Source organism: Neobacillus sp. YX16 (assembly GCF_030123505.1).
In the GTDB taxonomy this organism is placed as follows: Bacteria; Bacillota; Bacilli; order Bacillales; family Cytobacillaceae; genus Neobacillus.
Map to the genome: position 1 here is coordinate 4,265,438 of NZ_CP126115.1, position 24,946 is coordinate 4,290,383.

23 protein-coding genes are annotated in these 24,946 nt (G+C 38.0%); 3 read left to right on the top strand and 20 right to left on the bottom strand.

The genetic code is table 11. The annotated features are described in order from the left end of the window. Positions 1-32 precede the first annotated feature (32 nt). From QNH48_RS20930 to QNH48_RS20980, 11 genes are all read right to left on the bottom strand, one after another. Positions 33-803: a TerC family protein gene (locus tag QNH48_RS20930; RefSeq protein ID WP_283951858.1), complete on the bottom strand. Its 771-nt coding sequence runs from the start codon at positions 801-803 to the stop codon at positions 33-35. Between the two features lie 73 nt (positions 804-876). Continuing rightward, a complete protein-coding gene (locus QNH48_RS20935) occupies positions 877-1,458 on the bottom strand; it encodes a TerD family protein (protein WP_095250535.1) in 582 nt (193 codons plus the stop codon). 100 nt (positions 1,459-1,558) lie between these two features. Next, on the bottom strand, positions 1,559-2,137 hold the full coding sequence (locus QNH48_RS20940; RefSeq protein WP_283951859.1) for a YpjP family protein: 579 nt from the start codon (positions 2,135-2,137) through the stop codon (positions 1,559-1,561). A gap of 181 nt (positions 2,138-2,318) precedes the next feature. Beyond that, positions 2,319-2,753, bottom strand: coding sequence for a BrxA/BrxB family bacilliredoxin (locus QNH48_RS20945; protein ID WP_283951860.1), 435 nt, complete (start codon positions 2,751-2,753; stop codon positions 2,319-2,321). A 58-nt stretch (positions 2,754-2,811) separates the two neighbouring features. Continuing rightward, positions 2,812-3,948 (bottom strand): conserved virulence factor C family protein, encoded by a 1,137-nt coding sequence (locus QNH48_RS20950; protein WP_283951861.1) that lies wholly within the window; start codon positions 3,946-3,948, stop codon positions 2,812-2,814. Between the two features lie 138 nt (positions 3,949-4,086). Beyond that, positions 4,087-5,976 (bottom strand): ABC-F family ATP-binding cassette domain-containing protein, encoded by a 1,890-nt coding sequence (locus tag QNH48_RS20955; protein ID WP_283955841.1) that lies wholly within the window; start codon positions 5,974-5,976, stop codon positions 4,087-4,089. After that, positions 5,973-6,623 (bottom strand): HD domain-containing protein, encoded by a 651-nt coding sequence (locus QNH48_RS20960; protein WP_283951862.1) that lies wholly within the window; start codon positions 6,621-6,623, stop codon positions 5,973-5,975. The genes QNH48_RS20955 and QNH48_RS20960 overlap by 4 nt, the downstream gene beginning before the upstream one ends. A 75-nt stretch (positions 6,624-6,698) precedes the next feature. Then, the gene (locus QNH48_RS20965; RefSeq protein WP_283951863.1) at positions 6,699-6,902 is read right to left on the bottom strand and encodes a hypothetical protein; all 204 of its coding nucleotides are present in this window, start codon (positions 6,900-6,902) and stop codon (positions 6,699-6,701) included. A 12-nt stretch (positions 6,903-6,914) separates the two neighbouring features. Beyond that, positions 6,915-7,763 (bottom strand): DegV family protein, encoded by an 849-nt coding sequence (locus QNH48_RS20970; protein WP_283951864.1) that lies wholly within the window; start codon positions 7,761-7,763, stop codon positions 6,915-6,917. A 130-nt stretch (positions 7,764-7,893) separates the two neighbouring features. Then, a complete protein-coding gene (locus QNH48_RS20975; RefSeq protein WP_283951865.1) occupies positions 7,894-8,430 on the bottom strand; it encodes a hypothetical protein in 537 nt (178 codons plus the stop codon). A gap of 18 nt (positions 8,431-8,448) precedes the next feature. Next, complete coding sequence (locus QNH48_RS20980; RefSeq protein WP_283951866.1) at positions 8,449-10,131, bottom strand: formate--tetrahydrofolate ligase; 1,683 nt, start codon at positions 10,129-10,131, stop codon at positions 8,449-8,451. A 196-nt stretch (positions 10,132-10,327) separates the two neighbouring features. Between QNH48_RS20980 and metA the strand changes: the two genes are divergently transcribed. Both metA and QNH48_RS20990 read left to right on the top strand, forming a co-directional pair. After that, entirely contained in the window at positions 10,328-11,236 is a 909-nt protein-coding gene (gene metA, locus QNH48_RS20985; protein WP_283951867.1) for a homoserine O-acetyltransferase MetA, read from the top strand. Positions 11,237-11,370: 134 nt separating this feature from the next. Further along, entirely contained in the window at positions 11,371-11,583 is a 213-nt protein-coding gene (locus tag QNH48_RS20990; RefSeq protein ID WP_133367144.1) for a DUF3892 domain-containing protein, read from the top strand. 33 nt (positions 11,584-11,616) lie between these two features. On the opposite strand, the gene mntR is transcribed toward QNH48_RS20990, so the two are convergent. Together mntR and QNH48_RS21000 are read right to left on the bottom strand one after the other, a co-directional pair. After that, on the bottom strand, positions 11,617-12,039 hold the full coding sequence (gene mntR, locus QNH48_RS20995) for a transcriptional regulator MntR (RefSeq protein WP_095250523.1): 423 nt from the start codon (positions 12,037-12,039) through the stop codon (positions 11,617-11,619). Positions 12,040-12,109: 70 nt separating this feature from the next. Beyond that, a complete protein-coding gene (locus tag QNH48_RS21000) occupies positions 12,110-14,290 on the bottom strand; it encodes a DNA topoisomerase III (protein WP_283951868.1) in 2,181 nt (726 codons plus the stop codon). 162 nt (positions 14,291-14,452) lie between these two features. Between QNH48_RS21000 and QNH48_RS21005 the strand changes: the two genes are divergently transcribed. Further along, positions 14,453-15,988, top strand: a complete 1,536-nt coding sequence (locus QNH48_RS21005) for a serine hydrolase domain-containing protein (protein WP_283951869.1) — start codon at positions 14,453-14,455, stop codon at positions 15,986-15,988. A gap of 145 nt (positions 15,989-16,133) precedes the next feature. Here QNH48_RS21005 and QNH48_RS21010 read toward each other — a convergent pair whose 3' ends face one another. The 7 genes from QNH48_RS21010 to QNH48_RS21040 form a co-directional block, all read right to left on the bottom strand. Further along, complete coding sequence (locus tag QNH48_RS21010; protein ID WP_283951870.1) at positions 16,134-16,769, bottom strand: bifunctional 4-hydroxy-2-oxoglutarate aldolase/2-dehydro-3-deoxy-phosphogluconate aldolase; 636 nt, start codon at positions 16,767-16,769, stop codon at positions 16,134-16,136. A 16-nt stretch (positions 16,770-16,785) separates the two neighbouring features. Next, entirely contained in the window at positions 16,786-17,751 is a 966-nt protein-coding gene (locus tag QNH48_RS21015; protein WP_283951871.1) for a sugar kinase, read from the bottom strand. A gap of 6 nt (positions 17,752-17,757) precedes the next feature. Next, positions 17,758-18,906, bottom strand: a complete 1,149-nt coding sequence (gene dgoD, locus QNH48_RS21020) for a galactonate dehydratase (protein WP_283951872.1) — start codon at positions 18,904-18,906, stop codon at positions 17,758-17,760. Further along, the gene (locus tag QNH48_RS21025; protein ID WP_283951873.1) at positions 18,896-21,703 is read right to left on the bottom strand and encodes a glycoside hydrolase family 2 protein; all 2,808 of its coding nucleotides are present in this window, start codon (positions 21,701-21,703) and stop codon (positions 18,896-18,898) included. Before QNH48_RS21025 ends, dgoD begins: the two co-directional genes overlap by 11 nt. A gap of 23 nt (positions 21,704-21,726) precedes the next feature. Then, a complete protein-coding gene (locus tag QNH48_RS21030; RefSeq protein ID WP_283951874.1) occupies positions 21,727-22,560 on the bottom strand; it encodes a carbohydrate ABC transporter permease in 834 nt (277 codons plus the stop codon). A 29-nt stretch (positions 22,561-22,589) separates the two neighbouring features. After that, positions 22,590-23,465, bottom strand: a complete 876-nt coding sequence (locus QNH48_RS21035) for a carbohydrate ABC transporter permease (RefSeq protein ID WP_283951875.1) — start codon at positions 23,463-23,465, stop codon at positions 22,590-22,592. A gap of 72 nt (positions 23,466-23,537) precedes the next feature. After that, complete coding sequence (locus tag QNH48_RS21040; RefSeq protein WP_283951876.1) at positions 23,538-24,815, bottom strand: ABC transporter substrate-binding protein; 1,278 nt, start codon at positions 24,813-24,815, stop codon at positions 23,538-23,540. Positions 24,816-24,946 lie beyond the last annotated feature (131 nt).

Consider the following 24,946-nt stretch of genomic DNA (forward strand, 5'->3'; position numbering starts at 1 on the left):
TCTGTTCCCCATTTTATGTCGTACGTTGATAATTATGATTCTTTGCCCACTTCTTTCTTCTTGTTCATGTAGTGAACAACGAAAGTGGCACCGAATGTAACTAAAATAATAATAAAGAAGACCGAATGTGGCAGGTGAATACCGAAAACAGCGATAAGCATTTTTGCTGCTATTAATAAAATTAAGACATAAGCAGATGTTTCAAGCTCAGGTATGCGATCAATTAATTTCAAGAAAACTCCGGCAATACCACGCATCATCAATACCCCAAGCATACCGCCGACTAATAATACCCAAATCTCTTCACTGACACCAAAGGCAGCCAGCACACTATCAACAGAAAAGGCAATATCCATTATTTCAACTGCAACAACTGTTCCCCAGAAGGTTCCAAAAAGACGAATAAGAAGACCTGTTTGGTTCATACCATGAGCTTCTTCCTCGTCACTCTGTGCTGCTTTACGTTTATCCATGAAGTACTTAATAGATAACCATGCTAGGTACCCTGCACCTAAAATCTTTACCCACCAAAGCTTAATTAAGAATACCCCTACCCCAATTGCGATAAAACGGAAAACATAGGCGCCTAATAATCCATAGAAAAGTGCTTTTTTACGTTGATCAGGTGGTAAGTGTTTCACCATTACAGCTAAAACAAGTGCGTTGTCCGCAGAAAGTAATCCTTCAAGGATGACCAGTGTTCCAATCAAGCCCCATGCAACAGGGTCTGTTAAAACCTGCCCCCACATTTCCCAGTTAAAAAATTGTGCATACGTATCTAAAATTCCTTGCAAAACAGACATAAAAAAAATTCCTCCCGGATGTTATATGTTTTTTGTTAAAGACCCAGCGAGTGCTGGGTCTTTATTCTAGTTGTTATCCTACTGATAATCCAAAGTCTGTAGCAAGAGCTGCAAGGCCGCCTTGATAGCCGCTGCCAATTGCGCTAAACTTCCATTCGCCGTTATGACGGTATAATTCGCCAACTACAACTGCCGTTTCGATAGAGAAATCTTCTCCTAAATCATAACGGATTAGTTCCTCACCGTTTGCTTCATTGAAAATACGAGCATATGCATTGGAAACTTGACCAAAGTTTTGGTTTCTTGCGGCTGCGTCATGAATCGTAATCGTGAAAGTCACACGCTGAATGTTAGCTGGGATTGCAGTTAAATTGATATTAACTTGCTCATCATCCCCGTCACCTTCACCTGTTCTGTTATCTCCATTATGTACAACGGCACCGTTAGCACCTTTTGGATTATTGTAGAAAACAAAATCAGTTTCGTTTGTAACTTTACCATTTTCGCCTAATAAGAAAACGGATGAATCTAGATCGAAATCATTACCACCATCATATTTATTTGTATCCCAGCCTAATCCAACTACTACATTTGTTAATCCAGGATTTGTTTTTGTTAAGTCTACTTTTTGTCCTTTTGATAAACTAATTGCCATTTTTTCATTCCTCCATTTTAGGTAATAGTCTATATACGAAATTCTCTAGAAAAGGTTTCATTAATAATAATAAAACTTTTTCATAGTATTACGCAAATCATTAACTCATCCATTTCGGCGGTGTATTTTTATCCCAATAGATTGATCCAAGCTCATGATGACTTTGGAACCCGTCATGATATGTATGGTAATGAAAGTTAAACCAGTAACCTGCTTGCGGCGGGTTATCTCTTCTAACATGAAACCGAAGAACATCACTATTTGTATCACTGTTTTTGATATTGAAAATCTTCTCTGACTGCCCTTTGCCTGGAGACTCAGTGATGGCTAAATTTACTAAGTCCTCAGTTGGAAATTGTGCTGCTGTTTCTTCTAAGGCTTTTTCAATATTTGGCAAAATAATTTCCCTAAATTCATTCTCTATGACAGGTTTAATTCGAGTCCCAAATTTTTGATAGGACTGCTGCTCCGCTTGTTTAAGTAACTCTTTTAGAATCGCTTCTTTATCTAAACGCGATTCTTCAAAATAGCTAGTCTGCCCCGATGATATTGATTCAAATGTATCTCTCTCATTAGGTTTCTCAGCATTAACGTTATTTATTAATTGAGTCGGTGTAATAAGACCAAATGTTAAAAGTGAAACTAGTACGACAACCGATTTACGAATCCACTTATTCATCTAAATTCCCCTTTGTACGTGGAAGAATTGCTAATTTTTCCGATATTTTTTGACTCTTACCAATTATTATACTTCTTTTCCAGGCAAATTGGAAAAATCATTACTTAAAGAATAGTAGAAATTTTTATTTTTACTGTACCTTAAAAAAACCCAAAAAAAAAAGACGTCAAATGACATCCTTTTAACAATTGGCCTCAAATGCTGCCTTTAAATTATCCATTATGGATTCCATAGGCATGCCCTCAATATCATGGCGAGGTATAAAGTGAACCACTTTATTTCCATTTAACAATGCCATTGATGGAGAAGATGGTTCAATGCCCTCGAAATACTCACGCATTTTCGCTGTTGCATCTTTATCCTGGCCGGCAAAGACGGTTACAAGATGTTCTGGTTTTTTATCGCTAGTCAATACAGCCTGCGTTGCTGCAGGTCTTGCTAGTCCAGCTGCACATCCGCAAACTGAATTTACAACCACAAGTGTGGTACCACTTGCATTTCCCATGTAGTTTTCCACTTCTTCAGCTGAAGTAAGTTCTTGGAATCCTGTTCTTGTTAATTCCTCACGCATTGGTAAAACCATTTGTCTCATGTATTCTTCATATGCCATTGACATAATAAAAACCTCACTTTCTATATTTGCAGTTTACTATATCTAAATTGCTTTGTGCAATTTAGTTGTCTGTTTTCCGCGCTTCTGTCATTTGCTTCCATACAGAACCTTTTGCAGCTTCGCCGCCTTCGATTCTTTCGATTGCCATTTTTATTTGCATACTGACCTCAAATTCAGGATCATTTTCAAGCGCCTTTAAGGCTGGCAATGAACCCTCATCACCCACTTCATACAAAAACATCGCAGCACGCCAACGAACTAGTTTGCTTGAATCTTGAAGTGCAATGGTCATCTCTTTACTTGCCTCAGGAAAACCAAGGTCTGATAAGCAATCTCCAGCAGTCCTTCTTACTGTCACAGTCTGATCTTTTAATGCCGTATATAAATATGGTAATACGTTTTGGTCTTTAATCATCCCTAGGTAAACCGTGGCAAGTCTGCGAATCGATGGCTTTTCATCTGCTAACGCTTTTTCTAAAACAGGTAAATCCTCTAGTTCAGGATCATCCATTTGTTCAAGAAGCTGATAGCGAATCTGCCAATCAGGATTGTCTAACGATTCTAAGGTAACTTTTCTACGTTCTCTTATTGGTATAGGTTTCGTTGCAGATTCCTTTGTTTGGGCTTTGGAGACTAGGTCCTCAAGCCGCTGAGTTGGATAAGCTGCAATTAATTCTTCGACTACTTCCTGACCAATTTGGTCAAATTCACCATAGCGAACTCCTTGCTGATCCCATCGACGGAGCAGGATATAATTTTCATCTCGCAGCTGAGCACGTTCTCTTGCTTTTAAAAAGTATTCCGGCATTCCAAATCTTTTTTCTGTTGTTCCATCTGTCAGTTTTACCTGAAGAGGAATGTCCTTAAACATTTGGACTTCAACCTTGATTTCACCAAAGTGCTCATCTAGTTTGGTTTTGGACTCAGTTGCTCGTTCAGCTGTTTCGCCAAACGCGTGTCGGACTTGAGGCAATAGGTCCTTCCAGTCAAACTTCGCATTTCTTTCAACAGCAAGGAAATCAGCAACATGATAAACACCTTTAATTCCCTCAATTTGAAGGATACTTTGTATAATGGCTGGTGCTTGGGCGGATGTTTCTTTTTTATAATTATGGCTTTTCCCCATTGGCAGTTCTTGATCTAAGATTATTTTCATCGTATTTGGGCTTGGAGTTGGTTCGATTGCCTTTATTTTCATGAAGATCACCTAATTCTTTAGTTTCTCTTTACAAGTTTAACATAATGGTGATAGTTCATTCTAGAAATTGGTCTTAGGTGATTGCTAACGCTGAAATTTATATTTCTCGAAAAAAAAGTACGTCATCGACGCAATTTTCTACTCACTTTCAGCCAATTCAGCTAGATATTCCCATCTTTCAATCAAATACTCGAGCTTTTCGTTTAATTCTGTTTCTAATTTCATTAATTCCTGCGCTTTTGTGAAGTCGCTGCCGGTGTTACCGATGTCTTCTGCGATTTCTTCTAGGCGGGATTCCGTTTTCTCAATCAAATCGTCAATTTCTTCCCACTCTTTTTTCTCCTTAAAGGTCATTCTTTTCTTTTTTTCCTTTTCAGGAGCTTTAGCAGATACAACTGAGCTTCCAACCGTCTTTTTCGCTTCTACAGCCGATTCTTTTTCTAGGTATTCACTGTAATTTCCATAGAAAGAATCAATCCTGCCTTCTCCACGTAAGACAATCAGTTGATCCACCACTTTATCAAGGAAATATCGGTCATGGGATACGGTAATCACAACGCCAGGGAAATCTTCAAGATAATCTTCCAAAACCGTCAATGTTTGTGTATCTAGATCATTTGTCGGCTCATCCAGCAAAAGGACATTAGGTGCCGTCATTAATAGCTTCAATAAGTATAACCTGCGCTTTTCTCCGCCAGATAATTTGCGAATTGGTGTTCCATGGGAGAATGGCGGGAATAGAAAACGTTCGAGCATGAGTGCTGCAGATAGTGTTTTCCCATCTGACGTCTCAATCACCTCTGCGGTTTCTTTAATATATTCAATCATCCGCTTGTTCTCATCCATATCTTCATTTTCCTGTGTATAGTAAGCAATCTTCACCGTCTGCCCCATGATGAATTCCCCTTCATCGAGCGGCAGCTTTTTAGCCAGAACATTTAGTAATGTCGACTTTCCTGTTCCATTTCTGCCGATTATCCCAAGGCGATCCCCTGGTTTTACAAGTAAATCAAAGTGATTTAGGATTGTTTTTGCTTCGTAACGCTTAGATGCATCCTTGAGTTCAAAAACCTGTTTCCCAAGCCTGCTTCCATTTAATGAGATATCAACCTTTTCACCTGTTGGCTTCCCGCCAGAAAGCTTATCGTCAAGTTCATCAAAACGTTGAATCCGCGCTTTTTGCTTCGTTGTACGTGCCTTAGCACCACGTCTCATCCATTCAAGCTCTCGTCTAAAAAGATTCTGCCTTTTTTCAAAGGTTGCTGCCTCATTTTCTTCACGGATGGCTTTTGCTTCTAGAAATGCGGCATAATTTCCTTTGTAGCTATAAAGATTACCGCCATCTAGTTCGAACATTCTATTAGCAACCCGATCTAAAAAATATCGATCATGTGTGACAAGCAGGATAGATCCGCTATATCTACTCAAGTAATCCTCGAGCCACTTTACAGAGTCAAAGTCTAGGTGGTTTGTAGGCTCATCGAGAATCAGTAAATCCGGCTCAGCAATTAGTACTTGAGCTAAGGCTACCCTTTTCTTCTGTCCCCCAGAAAGCTCACCAATCTTCTTTGTAAAATCCTCAATTCCAAGTTTCATTAAAATCGATTTGGCGTTTGTACTTGCATCCCAAGCATTTAAAGCATCCATTTGTTTTTGCAGTTGGAATAAATCCTCTTGAATCTTCGTATCATTTGGAGCTGTATTTAATAACAAAAGCGTCTTTTCGTATTCACGCATTAACCTAAGAATAGGAGCATCTCCATGATAAACTTGTTCAAGAACCGTTTTATCTGAATCCAAATCTGGCTGCTGGTCAAGAAACGCAATAGTGTAATCCTTGCCCGTAATAATCTTGCCATCATCCGGCTGATCCAGGCCAGCAATAATTTTTAAAAGAGAGGATTTTCCCGTTCCATTGATACCAATTAAGCCGACACGCTCTTTTTCACCAATCGTAATGGAAATATTGTTAAAAAGCTGCTTTTCTCCATACGTTTTCGTAACATTTTCTACTGTGAGCATTTTCATCGGTCTTGACCATCCCATTCTAGATAAAATTGTTCTAAAAATCGCTCCATCACTTGATGACGTTTTTCTGCTATTTCCTTCGCTGTATCTGTATTTAGTAAGTCCTTCAATTTTAATAATTTTTCATAGAAATGATGAATACTGGTTGATTTTCCTTTTCGGTATTCTTCTAGGCTCATTTCTTCCCGAACATTTACAGTTGGATCGTAGATGGGTTGTCCTTTTTTACCGCCATAAGCAAAAGCCCTTGCAATACCAATCGCTCCAATGGCATCTAATCGGTCCGCATCCTGAACGATTTTTGCCTCAATGCTCTTTAGCTCCGTTTTTCTTCCGCCTTTATATGAAATACTTTCTATAATTTGAACAATAGCGTTCTGTGCATCTTTTGGCAGTTCAATACTTTGAAAAAATAAATCCAGTTTATTTCGCCCTGCTTCAGCACTTTCATTTAGCTTTTCGTCAGGTATATCGTGCAAAAGGGCCGCCATTTCAATAATAAATGGGTCACCCGCTTGCTCTTGATGACATATATGTAAAGCATTCCGTCTCACACGGTCAACATGATACCAATCATGTCCTGTTGCGTCTTCCCCTAGTTCACTACGGACATAAGCTGCACTTTGTTTGATAATTTGTTCGTTCATTTAGAAACACCTTCCTTCACCCATGCTATTTTACCATGAAAAACGCACAAAAAATAACCCCGAAAGAATTCGGAGTTATTTTTTGTTTGCTTGACGGCCGCTTTTTTTCTGGCTTTGCGATTTTGTGTTCCCAATTGTAAACTCGCTTCCTAATTCAACATCATTTTTCTGATCTTGTTTTTCAATTTGCTCACGCGTCATATTTGGATTTTGTCTTCCTTGCTTACTAATGGTGATTACCCCCTCAGCTAAAATGAACAGCCATTTTAGTATGCTCACTAGGGGATAAAGTTATTTCAGTCCATTATGCCAGCTGATGCCGAGTGTGTTTTCGCCGGCGTGAACACCAATAACAGCACCCAGCGGACAACAAATCACGCTCAGCTCAGGATATAATTTTTCTATTTCCACTTTCCATTCATTAGCGGGCTCCTGGTGTAGGCCATATAGAATATAAACTTCTCTAAACTTATGCTTTTCGTAAGAAGATTTAAGGTAATCAAGAATCTTTTCTTTAGCCTTCTTATCACTTCTTACTTTTTCTTTTGTATTAAGGGCACCATCTTCAATAGAAATGATCGGCTTGACATTTAGCATACTTCCTAAAAAGAACTGTAATCCAGACATCCTGCCGCTGCGGTGAAGCTGTTCTAAGCTTCCAATTAGAACATACGTCTCATTAGTTGTCTTTAATGCTTCTAATTGATCGATTACAGATTCAATACTGTTGCCTGCTTCTACTAGTTCAATTCCCTTTTTTAATAAAGCCGTCATTGGCGCAGTTAGGATTTGGGAATCAAAGGTTGTAACTGGAATGTCAACAAGTTTCGCTGCCTGTTCACTAGAGGATACTGTTCCACTTAGTTTACCTGATAGTAGAACTGCCACCACTTGGTCATAATCCTTTGAAAGATTTTCGTATAATTCTTTGAAAACTCCTACTGCTGGCTGCGAGGTTTTAGGTGGAGACTTAAGTTCCTTCAATCTTGCATAAAGCTGTGCTGCGGTTAAATCAATTCCGTCAGCAAATTCTTCACCATCTAGTAATATTGTTAATGGTATTGTATACAAATCGGGATGATTTTTTAATTCGTCATCTAAAAAAGCGGTACTGTCAGTTACCCATGCCGTTTTAACCAATGTAATCTCCCCTTATTATTGGTATGAGGTCTTAATATCTAGTTAAAATAATCGTACCTTGAAATCGAAATATTGTAAATAATTTATACAATAAAAAACCAGCTAAAATTAATTAGCTGGTTTTTGGAGTTTAATTACTGATTTCAAGAAGGTATGATTGCAAGTGTTGAATGGTTGTTACCATAAAATCAAGCAATTCAACCAAATCATTCATTTGGTCTTCACCGATGAGTCTGTCAAATTCAATTGAAATAGTATTTGTAATTAGTGCTTTGGAGGGGGTAATCGTAACGGATTGACAAATTTCTCTTGTTACTCCCCAAATTTCAGTAAGGATCCAATTAATTTCCTTTAATTGTTTTTCGTCGGTAATGTCCTTATGAAAAAATTGAAGTCTTAATTTACATCCTGAATGTTTTTGTGAAAGCACATCAGATAAAAGCTCAGCAGCGAGATTCACCATATCAGCTTTGATTTCCATTTTGGCAGTAACAATATTTCCTTTTGCATCAGGTAATTGAAAGTGCATATCAAAGCTTCGCGACATTTTCGCCATGTTCATCTGATCGTTGCGATCAATGATAACAATTTCACCTGCAAGGTCTAAATCGTAAATTGCGCCTTCTATGACTACCTTCATATTATCAAAAGCAGTTGGATCAAACATTCAACTCACCTCAATTTGTTAAAACAAACCTAGTGCCCTTCCTTTTTCGTCCACGTCCATATTTAAGGCTGCAGGTTTCTTCGGCAGTCCTGGCATGGTCATTACTTCTCCCGTTAGAGCCACGATGAAACCAGCTCCAATCGATGGTTTGAACTCCCTGACATTCACCGTGAAGTCAGATGGTCTCCCAAGTTTCGTTGGATCATCAGACAAGGAATATTGTGACTTAGCCATACAAATGGCTAAATTGGACCATCCAAATTTTTCATAATCCTCAAGCTGTTTTTTTGCTTTTGACGAGAATTCTACATCTTTTCCTCCATAAACCTTTTGAACTATCGTTCTTACTTTTGATTCAAGTGAATCAGATAGGTCGTAAAGAGGATGAAACTTATTTTCTTCTTTTTCAATTACCGATAGAAGTGCTTCTGCAAGCTCAATTCCACCTGCACCACCTTTTTCCCAAACCTCTGTTAAAGCAACAGGAACGCCCTCCCGCTTACACCATTCAAGCAGTGTTTGCACTTCTAGCTCTGTATCTGTAACGAATTTATTAATCGCTACAACCACTGGTAAACCAAAGCTTTTAATTGTCTCAATATGTTTTTGCAGATTAGCAGCGCCCAGCGTTAACGATGCGATGTTTTCCTTCGCCAAATCAGATTTTGCTACCCCGCCATGCATTTTTAATGCCCGGATAGTTGCAACAATTACCACTGCTTCTGGCTTAATACCCGCACTTCTTGCTTTAATATGTAAAAACTTTTCCGCTCCTAAATCAGCTCCAAAGCCGCCTTCTGTGATCACATAATCTCCTAATTTTGCAGCAGCACGTGTAGCAATCACACTATTACAGCCATGAGCAATATTAGCGAAAGGCCCGCCATGCACGAGAGCAGGTGTATGTTCAATGGTTTGTACGAGATTCGGTTTCACCGCATCCTTTAACAATAATGTCAGTGCACCTTCAACCCCAAGGTCCCCAACCGTTACAGGTTCCTTTTTGTCATTATAGGCAACAACCATTCGTGCTAATCGTAATTTTAAATCCTTCAAATCTGAAGCCAAACATAGAACGGCCATAATTTCTGAGGCAACGGTTATATCAAAGCCATCTTCACGTGGTACACCTTGAAGTGGTCCGCCTAGCCCGATAATGACCTTTCTTAACGCACGATCATTTAAATCAACTGCGCGTTTCCAGACAATACGGCGCTGGTCAATTTTAAGCTCATTTCCTTGTTGAATATGATTGTCGAGTAATGCTGCCAGAGCATTATTTGCTGTAGTTATCGCATGCAAGTCACCAGTAAAATGTAAATTAATTTCTTCCATTGGCAATACCTGTGAATAGCCGCCACCAGCTGCCCCACCTTTGATTCCCATTGTCGGTCCTAAAGAAGGCTCCCTAATAGCAATAATTGCTTTCTTGCCAATCTGTTGAAAAGCGTCACCAAGACCAACAGTTACTGTAGATTTCCCCTCACCTGCAGGCGTAGGATTAATGGAAGTAACAAGAATAATTTTCCCGTTGTTATTTGATTCAATTTTCGATAGTGCCTCATACGATATTTTTGCTTTATATTTCCCAAAAAGTTCGAGGTCATCTTCCATTAAACCAATTGTTTTGGCAATCTCAACTATTGGCTTCATGGTTGATTCTTGTGCAATTTCAATGTCGGACTTATATGATGTTTTCATTTGCAAAAATGATCCCCCGCATTCACATAGAATTGTAAACCTCTTTTATTGTATCAAATCACTGATTTATTTCGTGTAAAATTTCTCACAATAAATTATTCTTTTCTGAACTTAAGATAATGTTTATAATGTTAATGACCGAATTTTAAAAATATACTATATACTTAACTTGATAAGAAATAAGGGGGAGTGCACCTTGCCTATTAACATTCCAAAGCTGCTGCCTGCAAGAGAAATCCTTGAACATGAGAATATCTTTGTCATGGACGACGACCGGGCAATAAGTCAGGACATCCGGCCATTAAAACTTCTTATATTAAATTTAATGCCCGAAAAAGAAAAGGCAGAGACGCAGCTCTTAAGGCTATTGGGAAACAGCCCGCTGCAGGTAAATGTAAAATTTTTAAAAACCAATTCCTATGAATCAACAAACACGAGCAAACAGCATCTTGAACAATTCTATACCACCTATTCTGAGGTCAAAAACCAAAAATATGATGGCATGATTATTACTGGTGCTCCTGTTGAACTAATGGAGTTTGAGCAAGTAAAATATTGGGAAGAACTCACCGAGATTATGGACTGGACCAAAACCAATGTCACTTCCACCCTGCATATTTGCTGGGGGGCACAGGCCGCACTATTTTATCATTATGGGATTGATAAATTTGAACTGTCTCGTAAATGTTCAGGAATCTATGAACACCAAATTTTCGAGCAAAATGATTTACTTCTGCGTGGTTTTGATGATCATTTTTATGCTCCCCATTCTCGATATACAGATGTATCGATTGGTGAAATTCACGAGAATCCTGAGCTTAAGCTTTTAGCTGCTTCGGAGGAAGCTGGAGCTCTGCTCGTTGCCTCCAGAGACCGAAAGCATGTGATGATTACAGGTCATTTGGAATACGAATCTGATTCCTTAGCTCAAGAATACAATCGAGATATTGAGAGAGGACTTGAAATTCATATTCCGGAAAATTACTTTCCAAACAATGATCCAAAGCAGCCGCCAATCAATCGCTGGCGTTCTCATGGTCACTTGTTCTTCTCAAACTGGCTCAACTATTACGTTTATCAGGAAACACCTTTTAATTGGGATTAAGAAAGGAAGCATCGGGATAAAACGATGCTTCTTTTCTATGTCTTATAAGCATAATTTGTCGTTAAATTTATAATCCCTCTTCGTTTATTTTTTGTAAATTATAGAAAGAATATCGAGCAAAGGGGGGAAACGTTGTGGAAACAGTCGTAGCACTGCATCGGAACCATTTTGGAGAGATTATCAGCTTTGTCACATCCGGAGGACGGATTATTTCCTATCAAAAAGCATTAATGGAAGCTGCAAACGGCGTCATCAAAGGCGTTCAAGCGATTGAGGATTACGATGGTAATCTTGTTCTAAGCCCTGAGCTGGAACAATCCTTTGACCATTACCCTGATTTCTTCTAAAAAAGCACCTGGCTCAGGCCAGGTGCTTTACAATTAATCAGCTTCGTTTTGTTTTTGAACTTCTTTTAATGCCTCTATTCTCGTTTCATCTTCTTGGAAAAATTGAACGAGGTCAACGATTCTTTCTATGGAATCCCAGCTTAAGTGGTGCTCAATTCCTTCGACATCATTATAGATATTTTCATCTTTTACTCCAATAATTTTTAAGAATTGTTCAAGTAAATCATGTCTAAATACAAGGCGTTTTCCAATCTTATTCCCTTTTGTGGTTAAGCTGAAGCCCCTGTATTTTTCATAAACTAAATATTCATCTTTATCGAGCTTTTGTACCATTTTTGTTACTGAGGAGGGATGAACAGATAGCGCTTCTGCAATATCTGAAACACGGGCATACCCTTTTTCTTCAATTAACATATATATTTGTTCAATATAATCTTCCATACTAGGTGTTGGCATCCCGGACCTCCAAAAAAAATTACTCTCTTAAAAGTTTACTATAGAAAAAAAATAGTGACAAGTTGAATTATCACTTTGTCACACTTTTAGCACTTTGTTCTTCAAATAAAAACTTGATCTTTTTCTCCTGTTCATCTAGAAAAAGCCTCGCATTAAAGGTTTTGTCCTTATTGGTAAACCCTTCAATCAACTCTGTTTTTCCTTCTGTTAGAAGGAGTTTAATATTCTTTTGGGTAATGCTTTTTCCAAGAATCTTTTTGGATATCGTAAAATTACATTGGTTTTTTTGATAGTTCGAACAACCGTAAAAGCTTCCTTTATCCACAATAGAGCCATCACATTTTTTACAATTTCCCAGCTTCGTACTGCCTTTACCCTTTGTCATCTTCTTACTAGGAGTGAAATTTTCTCGAACATCTTCTGAAAATACCCAATTTGCAGAATGTCCCACTCCAGAAGAAATAAGATGGTAGACCATTTTATTGGTTTGCTCCATGAAGTTCTTTGGAGAAGCAGACCCCTCTGAAATTTCTTTTAATTTCTGCTCCCATTTTGCCGTCATTTCTGGGGAAGCAAGAATCTCCTCACCAATCGCTTCTATCAAAATTCTAGCTTTTGATGTTGCATAAACTAGGTTCTTGGTTACATCAATATATTTTCGGTCCTTCAGCATCGTAATAATTCCAGCCCTTGTCGCCTCAGTACCAAGACCTTCTGTTTTAGATAAAATTTTCTCCATTTCCTTGTCTTCAATATGCTTGCCGGCAGTCTTCATTAACGTGATTAATTGACCTTCGGTATAGCGTTTTGGAGGCTGCGTCTGGCTCTCTTTTACATCGACCTTTGTCGTACGGCCTTGTTCCCCTTTTGTTAAAAAAGGAAGCGCCGGTTCATCCTCTTTTTCCTTTTGGTTGATTACCTTCCGCCAGCCTTCGTCGATTTGAACCTTTCCCTTTGATTGAAATACCGCTCGTCCATCTACTAAAGTTGTCACCGTCGTATATTCAGCAATTGCTTTCGGATAATGCGCGGCAATTAAACTTGTAACAATGAGGTCATAAAGTTTCTTTTCATCTGGGTCCAATCTTTCAACATTTGGAATTTGTTCAGTAGGAATAATGGCATAGTGATCTGTAACTTTTTTTTCGTTTACATATCGTTTGTTATCCGCAATGGATTCCACTGGCAGCGGGAAGAATTTATCATAACCATTGATATGACTTAATTTAGTAAGGATTTCAGGGAATGTATTCGCTTCTTCTTTCGTTACATACCGCGAGTCAGAGCGGGGATAGGATACATTTCCTTTTTGATAAAGTTTTTGCAGCACATCCAGTGTCTTCTTCGGTGAAAATTTGTATCGTTTATTCGCTTCAGCCTGAAGTGCAGAGAGATTATAGAGTAACGGTGGAAAAAATTCTTTTCTTTCCGATATAACATCAGAAACTTCTGCAGGTTTTTCTCGGCAAAACGCCGCAACCTTCTCAGCCATTTCTTTTGTTTTGACCCGTGATTCTCCATCATTCTGCCACTTACCGCTATATTTCTTGCCATCGATATTAAAATGACCAATCACTTCCCAAAAGGGTTCGGACTTGAAATTTTCAATTTCTAATTCTCTTTTTACAATAAGTGCTAACGTGGGTGTTTGAACTCTTCCTACTGAAAAAACATCTGAAAAGCCTTGTTTTTGCAGCAGTAAGCTATATAGTCGTGAGGCATTCATTCCGACTACCCAATCTGCACAAGCCCGAGTGTACGCCTCAAAATATAAATTTCTTGTATAATCTTCGTCTAATAATTTATTAAACCCTTCGCGAATGGAGTTAGCTGTTAAAGATGATATCCAAAGTCGTTTCATTGGCTTTTTACAGCCAGTAATTCGAAGTATATTACGGATAATTAATTCACCTTCACGTCCGGCATCACCAGCATGGATAATTTCTGTTACTGCAGGATTATTTACCAGCTTTTGAATAACGGAAAATTGTTTAACTTTATCCTTCGTTACTTCATATTGGAACTGATTCGGAATCATCGGCAGATTATCCAAAGACCATTTCTTCCATCCCGGCTCATACGTTTCTGGATTAACAAGTTGGCATAAATGCCCAATTGCCCAAGTGACATAGGCACCATTAGGAAAAGTCTCATTAGGAAAAACTTCAATAAAACCATTTTGTTTTTTATTTTTAAAAATAGAAGCCAGTGTTGAACCTTGATCTGGCTTTTCAGCAATAATTAATTTCATTCCGATTGCTCCTTTTGATAAAGCATCCAGCATTCATTTTCCCACTTTATTCGTCTTTTTGTAAAGGATTAAAATATATCCATTAGTAGACCATTAGATTGATACATTATATAATTGAACTCTAATTGGTAGATTTTACATACTATAAATAGAGGTAGCGATATGTTGAATTTTAAGAAGATAAATGAAGTAGCAGCTAGTTTACTTGAAAAAGCTCCTGGTTTTGCAGTTTCAATATTTACTGATTCTGAGGTCCTATTTCAGCTAGGCTTCGGCGTTACAAATACTGAGGAACAGGGAATTGACATCACTCCTGTTACTTTGTTTCGAATTGGGTCTGTCAGTAAAACTCTTACTGCAACATTAATCATGAAGCTTGTAGAACAAGGATTACTAGACTTAGATTGTCCGGTAAAAGAATATATCCCTGAATTTCGTCTCAGTTATCCCAGGGCTGAAGATACCATTACCTTACGTATGTTATTAAGCCACACTGCAGGACTGCCGGATGGTGGTGATCTTTTTGGCAGCAGAGAGAGCGACGCCCTTGAGAAATACGTAAGGGAAGAGATCTCTAAGCTCCCTTTTGTGGCACCGCCAAATACGATGTATTCCTATAGCAACCATTCTATTAATCTTGCAGCCTATACAGCTGAGAAAGCAGCTGGAAAAAGGTTTGCTCAACTCATGAATGACGAGATTTTCACGCCTCTCGAAATGAGTAGAACAATGTATGATCCCTTAAAGGCAATGACCTATCCTTTAGCACTGCAGCATGAAAAGTCAGACGATGGTTCCTTTAAGGTAGAACATTCATTTCCTGAAAATGCAGCCTGCCATGGATCGTTCTTCTGTATTAGCAATGCAGCAGACATGACAAAATTCGGGCAGATGTATTTATCTAATGGAAAACACAATGGGAAAGAAGTCCTTAGTCAAGAATCATTTCAAGAGATATTTAAAATGCAAGCTAATCGGTATACCATACCAGAAAGTTCTATTGGTTTATGTTGGATTAAAGATTTTGATAAAGGCATTAATTATTGGTGGCATAGTGGTGGAATCGGCACCTACCGCTCCTTTATTGTCTTATTCCCAGAACATAATATAGGGATATTTACAGCTGCAAATAATAATGCGGGCTGGGAAATTGTTGAGGAAGTAATAAATCAGTTTGGATCAAAAAATGATGAAAACAAGTTTGAACATAAAACAGATTGGAAGAAAGTCCGATTTGCCTGCGGAAACTACTTAAGCGTTAAATCCGGATTACTTAGTATCCCCTTTAATAAGGATCCTTCAATCTTCCATAATGGGAGAAAGCTTTTAGTTCAATCATTGAAAGATGACCATATCGTTGGTGTAGATGATAATGGTGAGGTTGTGGTGTCCATAGGGCTAATCAATCATCCTGACTATCTAATGGTAAACGGTTCACCTAGTAAAAAAATAATGGAGCCATTAACAAAGCTGAATTCAGATATCCTTTCCACTTATTTTGGAGATTACCAACAAGGTGAAATGGTATACACCTTTTTCCTTGATGGAGACAATCCATTTTTCTTTGATGGTGATGATAAGCTTCCTTGCACCTATTTGTTTGAAAATAAGTTTTTCTGTCCGGGCTATGGTTTGTTAGAGTTTGAAGAGGATGTGTTAAAAATACAAAATGCGTGGGCTTTTGAAAAACAAAAGTAATTATAGTAAATATCTCAACTCCTTTTTGTTGAGGACTTCAGTATCATTTTCCCACTTTACTCGTCATTCGTAAATGCTAAAAGAAATAATAATAGCAGGCAAAAACCACAGCACAGAGCTGTGGTTTTTAAAAAAATATATAAATCTACCCATTTTTCTCATGACAAACTTGAAAAAACCTTCTTGCTTTCTCTCTTAATTCAGCAAAGTCATATTCACTATAGCCCTTTTTCCCTTTTACGATAGAGCTTCCCACACCTAGTGCTGTTGCCCCTGCCTCAAGAAATTTCAAGGCGTTAGTTACATCGATACCTCCAGTTGGTACTGTTGGTATTTGTGGCAGTGGTCCTTGAATATCCTTTAAATAATTTACTCCCATTGTGCCTGCAGGGAAAATTTTAACTAAATCTGCACCATTCTCATAAGCAGTGAGAATCTCTGTTGGTGTGAGTGCACCTGCAATACAGAAGATCCCCTCTCTTTTGACTGTGTGTATCGTCTCCACGTTAACAGTAGGTGTAAGAATAAACTTAGCCCCAGCCTCAATCGCTTGGATTGCCTTTTCTGGTGTAAGAACGGTTCCCGCTCCAACAAACATCCGACCTTCAAACTTCCTGCTCATCTCACTAATAATCGTCAATGCATGTTCAGTGTTGAGCGTGACCTCAATAAACCTGATTCCCTCTTCATATAACGTTTGAAAGATTTGTTCTGCATCTTTCACCGCTATACCCCTTACAATCGAGATAATCTTATGCTCCTTAAATTGTTCAATTTTCATAGATTGCTCTCCTTTATTACCTTTCAACATCATCTGAGGTTGAATTCATAAATTGCGATAATTGTTCACGTTCTGGCAGTCCTTCAATATCTCCTTTTACCTGTGTTGCGAGGGCTCCAAATGCATTCGCCCTTTGAACAGATTCATATAATGATAAATTATCAAGTAAACCTGTTATAAAACCTGCTGCAAAGGCATCTCCAGCTCCTATTGGATCAACTACCCGATTTACCTTATAGCCTTGAACATATTCTACACCTTCATTCGTGATGACACTTGCTCCTGCTTCTCCCAGCTTGATTACAACCATTTTGGCTCCCAATTCAAGTAGGTTATCTCCTATTTCCTTTACATCATTTGTTCCAAACAAAAATTCACCTTCACTAATCCCAGGTAAGACGATATCTGCTTGTTTGGCAATATCAAGTAAGGTTTGCCGGGCAATATCTTCTTTCCACAAAGTCTTCCGTAGATTTGGATCAAATACGACTTGGACCCCATGTTCTTTCGCTATTTTAATGGCAGCCATTACTGCTAGATGGCAAGATTTGCTCAACGCAGGTGTAATACCCGATACAAATAAATATTTTGCTTGGCTAATATATGAAGCGTCGATGTCCTCAGGAGAAAGACGACTTGCCGCTGAGTTACTTCTGTAGTAGAAAACCCTCGTTTGATTTTCTCGTAAATATTCTTTAAACATTAAACCTGTTGGGGACTCATTATCTTCTTTTACAAGAGTTAGATCAATATCCTCTCCTCGTAAAAACATCAATAATCCTTTTCCAAACTCGTCCTTTCCGACTCTACTAATCCACCCTGCTTTATACCCCATACGGGATACTCCAATTGCCACATTTGTTTCGGATCCCACAAATGTTTGAGAGTACTGATTAGCATATCGTAAATAGCCTTGTTTGTTTGGCGTAAATAGACCCATGGTTTCCCCTAAGGTAACGACATCAAGCTTTGATGGATTCATCCTTCATCACCACTCTGCAACAGTGCCGTCGTCATTACGCCATACAGGGTTTTTCCAGTCATGACCAACCTTTGCGGCTTCTCGAACCTTCTCTTCATTTACCTCAACACCCAAACCAGGACCTTTTGGAAGGGAAACAAAACCATCCTGATATTCAAATGTCTGAGGGTTCAAGATATAGTCTAATATGTCATTTCCTTGGTTGTAGTGAATTCCTAAACTTTGTTCTTGGATAAAGGCATTCGGTGAACACGCGTCCACTTGTAGACATGAAGCAAGAGCAATCGGTCCTAATGGGCAATGTGGTGCCAGGGCTACGTCATAGGCTTCAGCCATTGCAGCAATTTTTCTTGTTTCTAGAATTCCACCCGCATGTGATACGTCTGGTTGAATAATATCCACAATTCCTTGTTGTAATAGTTCTTTAAACCCCCAGCGTGTATACATTCTTTCGCCTGTTGCAATTGGTGCTGATGTATAACGTGCAATTTCTTTTAACGCTTCATTATTTTCAGGAAGGACCGGTTCCTCAATAAACATTGGACGATATTGGTCAAGTTCTTTAGCAAGAATTTTTGCCATTGATTTATGAACCCGTCCATGAAAATCGATGCCAATTCCAAAATCACTACCCCCAACTTCACGGACAGTCGCAATACGTTCTATAACTTTTTCAACCTTCGAAAACGAATCGATATAATGTAATTCTTCAGATGCATTCATCTTAACTGCTGTAAAGCCTGCAGCTATTTGCTGTAATGCTGCTTCCCTGACATCACTAGGACGATCCCCGCCAATCCAGTTGTAGACTCGGATTTTATCTCGACTTGCCCCACCTATTAAATCGTAGACAGGCGCGTTATAAAATTTCCCTTTAATATCCCATAATGCCTGTTCGATCCCTGAAATGGCACTTGTCAGGATTGGACCACCTCTATAAAAACCTGCGCGGTACATCACTTGCCATAAGTCCTCAATTCTCATTGGATCTTGTCCAATGATATAGCTGCTCAACTCTTCTACTGCTGCTTTTACAGTATCTGCTCGACCTTCAACGACTGGCTCCCCCCAGCCAACAAGTCCGTCATCCGTCATCACTTTAAGAAATAGCCAACGTGGTGGTACCTTAAAAAGCTCTATACTTTTAATTTTCATAAATACTCTCTCCCTTTACCTTCATTATTAATTTGTTTAATAATTGAGTTGCAATTGGATGTTTTCCATATTGATTGATTAATTTCCAAGTAATGATAAGCACCGAGCCTTTTCCGTCTCGATGGTGGACAATTGAACCTCCATTTTGTCCTAACCATCCTTGGAAATACCCTGCTAAAACATTAGATTCCTCTGCAAGTCTAGGACTTCCAAACATGTTTATCGTTCGTTTCGTTCCATCTTTTTTATAATCCGCAAAAGGGATAACATAATCAGGGAACAACTCAGATCCCTCCCAGCCAACTTCAGGGTGAAAAGGTACACCATTAAACCATTCTGTGTTTATATAGTTCATCGATGAAGCACGCGGCCAGCTTTCACCTGGTGGTAGTTTTCGGAAAGGATAATGACCATTTCCCTCCAAATGATCTCCCGCCTCTGCCAAGAAAATCGCATGACCACCAGTATGAATATGCGTAAGGATTTCTCCATCTAAGTGATCCGTGACCACAATTACATCCTTTTCCAGTTCACTCGTTACTTCGATGTCGTGATTTACTAATTGGTTTGAGAATTCCTGTGGCAAATGATGAACATATACAGTTGAATCAAGCTTTTGAAAGGCATGTTTATTCGTAAATGTGAATTCTTCCACATTTGAAGCAACAACATGTCCACAAGAGATTAACACTAGTTTTAATTGTGCAAATTCGGAATTGCTAACCGCCGGAACTGTAATATAAATTCCATCTTCTGTTTTCCAATACGTTTCGTCATTCATATTAAAATGTATTTCACCATTTAACTTCTCATAGGGTTGTTGATTAGCATCGACAAATTCCCACTTAATCGTTACTTCCCTTAAATGTGCTAAGTCATTCACCACTACGATATCAAAATTTGTTGATTCCCCCGACCATAGATTCCTATTTGAAATATCAGCTATCACACATATAGGTCCATTAAAATCTACTAATCTATTAAATTCTTCTTTTGGCTCTCTCATGAAATCCAACCAGCCATTTGTTTCCCATTCAATATCTGTGAACTCTGTGACAACATACCCAGCAATTTGAGGTCTTTTTCTCATTTCTTCAATTAAAGATTTAACACCTCTAAACATTCTTTTTTGGGAGCTTACTGCAAGGTTCTCTAAATCTCCCAAAGCCTCCCTGATTCCAAATTTCGAATGATTAACCAATGCTGTTGTTGGCTTTTTATAATCATCTTGATGGGTGCCATCCCCTTGATTCACAAACCACCAAGGCTCTTTCCCTTTATAGTAATTACGTAGTTTTTCTATACTTGGTAACCCCCACATTCCAAATTCTGAAATTAGAAGTGGTTCTCCGTTGGATTGGTACCCCGTAACAAAATTTCTTTCACGTTGTCCAATCACATATTCATCTAGATCATATTCCCATTCTTTGATTTGTTCGGGTAAAGCAAAATATCGATGATGATCGTTAATATCTGTTTTAACGTGAGTCCAGCCACTATTATCGCAATACAATCTTGTTGTATCCCATCGCTTTACTTCATCAAATAGTTTTGCAACATGGTCTTGTTTTTCTACATCAAACTCAAGATCCCACTCTAATCCCCATTCTTCATTGTAGATGGACCAGATAATAATGGAGGGGTGATTGTAATCTCTTATCATCATTTCATTTAATAGTTTCACAAAACGTTTTTGTGCTGTTGCCGTCCATTTCACATAATTTGGCGGCTCTGCCCAAATTAACATTCCTAGTCTATCTGCCCAGTATAAATAAACCGGCAACTCAGCTTTAATATGTTTACGCAACAGGTTAAAGCCCATGTCTTTCGCTGCTTGTAATTCTTTTTGAATGTACTCAACAGACGGTACAGCATAAATTGTGTCTGGGTAAAACGCTTGATCTAATGCACCTCGGATGTAAATTGGCTCATTGTTTAAATAGATACGGCCATTCTTTTGTTCTACTTTTCGATATCCGAACGTTGTTTGATACGAATCAACTTTCCCCTTTGATTCTACAGTAACCTCAATTTCATAAAGATAAGGTGTTTCTGGTGACCATCTTTTCATATCTTGTACATGTAAAATCGTTTTGAAATGAGTCAAGTTGTTCGCTTCTTGAAAAATTGGAAGAGTTGTTTCCACCATTTCTAACGTTCCTGAAATACTTTCCTTATCTCCCCATTGTTCATCACGAAGAGAATGTCCTTTAATGACAAAGTTTATAGAGGTAGATTCATTTATTTCGCCAGTAACAAATGAACTGATTTCAAGGCTATCCTGATCAATATTCGGTGTAACAAAAACGTTAGAGATAAATGTTTTTGCTCGCACTTCTAATTTAACAGATTGCCAAATCCCGCTAACACGAGTATACCAACTACCCTGTTTGCCAATCGGTATTTCCGCATTGGCTTCATAATCATATACTCGAATGGATAATTGATTGTCGTCTTTTATAAGTGTAGATGGTATGTTAAATTCAAACGGTGTAAATCCACCTTCATGCTCTCCTATAAATTGACCATTCCACCACACTCGACATGAATAATCGACGGCACCGAAACACAAATAATAATCATGGTGTCGTGATAGATTCTCTATTTTCACTTGTCTCTCATACCAGGCAGCTCCATTATAAGAAACAAATTGGTCTCCTTCACGCTGCCAAATATGTGGAACTTCAACACTTATTGCATTCGGAATACTCCCTGTATACCAAGATTCACTTTCACCTTTATTTTTTGGATCAATACCAAAATTCCAACTTCCATCTAAATAATTTGTTTTCCGCATGATGTTCCATCCCTTTTATAGATTTACTTTATTCCAGTCATCGTAATTCCTTTAATAATATGCTTTTGGAAGAATATGAACACGATAATAGCTGGTAAGCTTGCAAGAACGTTTGCGGCCATCGGTATCATTAATTCAGCTGTGTAAGCACTTTGGAATGTCGGTATTCCAACTGGCAGAGTCATCATTTTCTCTTCATTTACTGCGAGGAATGGCCATAAAAAGTTATTCCAAGAAGTAATAAATGTAAAGATTCCTAGTGCAGCCATTGATGAACGAGATAGCGGTAAGAAAATGCTCCAAAAGATTCGCAATGTACCTGCTCCATCTATTTTTGCTGCTTCTACCAACTCATTTGGGATTCCATCATAGAATTGCTTCATGATAAAGACTCCTAGTGGTGCTGCCAATCCTGGTAAAATAAGGGCGCTATAGCTGTTAATCAGACCAAAGTCCATCATAATTTGAAATAAAGGAATAATTTTTGCTTCAACTGGAACCATTAATCCACCAATAATCAGCCAAAAAATAAAGTTTTTCCCAATAAATGTTAAACGTGATAAAGCGAAAGCTGCGAGTGATGTTAATACAATGGTTACAACGGTTGTTACAATAGCTACATATAAACTATTCCACGTCCATCTCCATATAGACGCATTATTCAACACATAACTATAATTATCTAAGGTAAATGGCGCTTTTACTAACTCACTAATGACAGTAACCGCCGTTCCTCCTGGTTTTAATGCTGTCATAAACATCCATAACACAGGGATTAACCATATGAATACAAATAGGTAGCCGAAAAGATGTAATAACTTTCTACCTGTTGTTGTCTTCTTTTTGACAGATGCCACTGTTTTCCTCTCCTTCCCAAGTACAAATATCAATCTTTATTTTGAAAGAACTTAAATTGAATGAATGCAAATACGATTGTTATGGCGAAAAGAACATAAGACATGGAAGATGCTACCCCCATTTGTTGCTCGATAAAGCCTTTTTCATAAATGTATTGGACTAATGCTCTTGTTTCTGTACCAGGTCCACCATTTGTCATCAAGTAAGGCTGACCAAATAATTTAAATGAATTGATAGTTTGTAATACGACTGTTAAAAGCATTACACCCTTTAATGAAGGCAGTGTGATTGATATGAACTGTTTCCAAGAATTAGCTCCATCCATTTTTGCTGCCTCATAATATTCATCTGGAATTTCCTGTAGACCTGCAAGAAATAAGACCATGTTAAACCCAACTGTCCACCAAATTGTTGCTAATAAAATGGATACCCAAGCAAGATTTTCGTCACCAAGCCAAAATATTTCTTTCGCGATTCCCATTTTATGGAGAAATGTATTTAATAAGCCTGTATAAGGTTGTAAAATAAATACCCAAATACTTGCGATAACTGAAATCGATAGGACATATGGAAGGAAAAAGACAGAGCGCAGAAAGGTTGTTCCTTTTAAACCCGCATTAACCAATAACGCAATTCCCAATCCGACAAAAATGAGCGCAGGCGTTGAAATTAATACAAAAAGGATAGTATTCCCCAATGCTTCCCAAAAGTAACTATCTTTGAACATGGTGACGTAGTTTTGGAATCCTACAAAGGTTGAATCCATTCCTAATGTCCAATCATGCAAGCTTATGATAAAACCTTTAATGATCGGGTAAAGCATAAACAGACTATATACAATTAAAAAAGGGGCTAAGAATAAATAGGCTTTCAAGTTATCTCCCCTAAAAAATTGAAACTTCACGGGTATTACCTCCCTTTATTTAATAGAGGTTCTCGATTTTTCATTTTAGAATCGAGAACCTCTATTATTTTTTTATTTACTTAATAATGCGTTCACTTCTTTTTCTGCATTTTCAAGTGTATCTTTTGCATTGGACTGACCATTCATAAATAGGTTCAAATGCTTTTTAAGGACATCATTGATTGCTGATAGTTTTGGGGAGTTCGGCATATAAGAAACGTAGTCACCAATTTCAGCATAGTCACTTCTATATTCTAATTCTTTAAACTCAGGAGATTCTAAAATAGCTGGTTTACTAGGAACATGTCCTGCTTTAGCCCAGGACGCTGAATGTTCAGTAATCCAATTTGCAAATGTTAAGCTCGCTACCTTTTTCTCATCAGTTTGTTTTTCTTGTTTTGGAATCACAAATAAATGTGAGTCACCCCATGTAGCTGGCTGATCAAATAGTTGGGGAATAGGTAATGCAACAAACTCAAGTCCTTTATTTTGTTCTAGTGCACCTGTCATCCATACACCATTCATATGAATGGCAGCTTTTTGAGCAGTGAATAGTTCTCCGCCGTTTTTAATATTCTTTGGCCATAATTCGCCTTCAATCATCTCATTCAATAGATCTAGCGCTTCTAAAGATTTCTCATTATTAAATGCAGCTTTCGTTCCATCTTCATTTAACATCTCTCCACCTAGTTGGCTGTAGAAAGTCCACCACATACGCAGTGGCGAATCACCATTAGATGTTGCAGATAATGGGAAAGTACCTGCTGGTGAATTTTTCTTTACTTGTTTTAAAAATTCTACAAATCCTTCTGCACCTTCTTCAATTGATGGCTTACCATCAGCATCTAATAACCCAGCTTCATCAAGGATCTTTTTATTGGCAAACATGATAAGTGCATGGGTATCTATAGGTATTGCATAGTGTTCATTATCAATAATTGTAGCGTTTACAATATTTTCACTAAAAGTTGTCCAATCGATTTTAGCATCAATTGAAGTCTTCTCAATACTTTCTATTAAGTTAGCAGATTGAAGTTCAGCAAGTTTAGACGCATGTGCTAACGCAACATCCGGTGCCTGCTGTGATGTTACAGATGTTCTAATTTTTGTATAGTATTCTTCTGCTTTTAAGTTTAAAAGTTCCACTTTAACATCTTTGTTTTCTTCGTTAAATTTAGTTACTAACTCTTTCATAAAATCTCCGTCGCCGCCGCTTAATGGAGCCCAAAAAGTCAGTTTAGTTACACCATTTCCCTCACTTGAAGAAGTTTCCTTTTTTCCTCCACTAGAGCACGCGATAAGTCCAAACGCTAAAACAAGTATCAACATGAATACGCTTACCTTTTTCATCTTAAATAGCCTCCTCGTATTTGACTATAATTACATGAGTTATTATTACATGTTTATATGTTATATATCAAGTATTTATATAATAAAAAATCAGATTTTTTATTTTTTATTATTTTTCCCAATTATTGAGG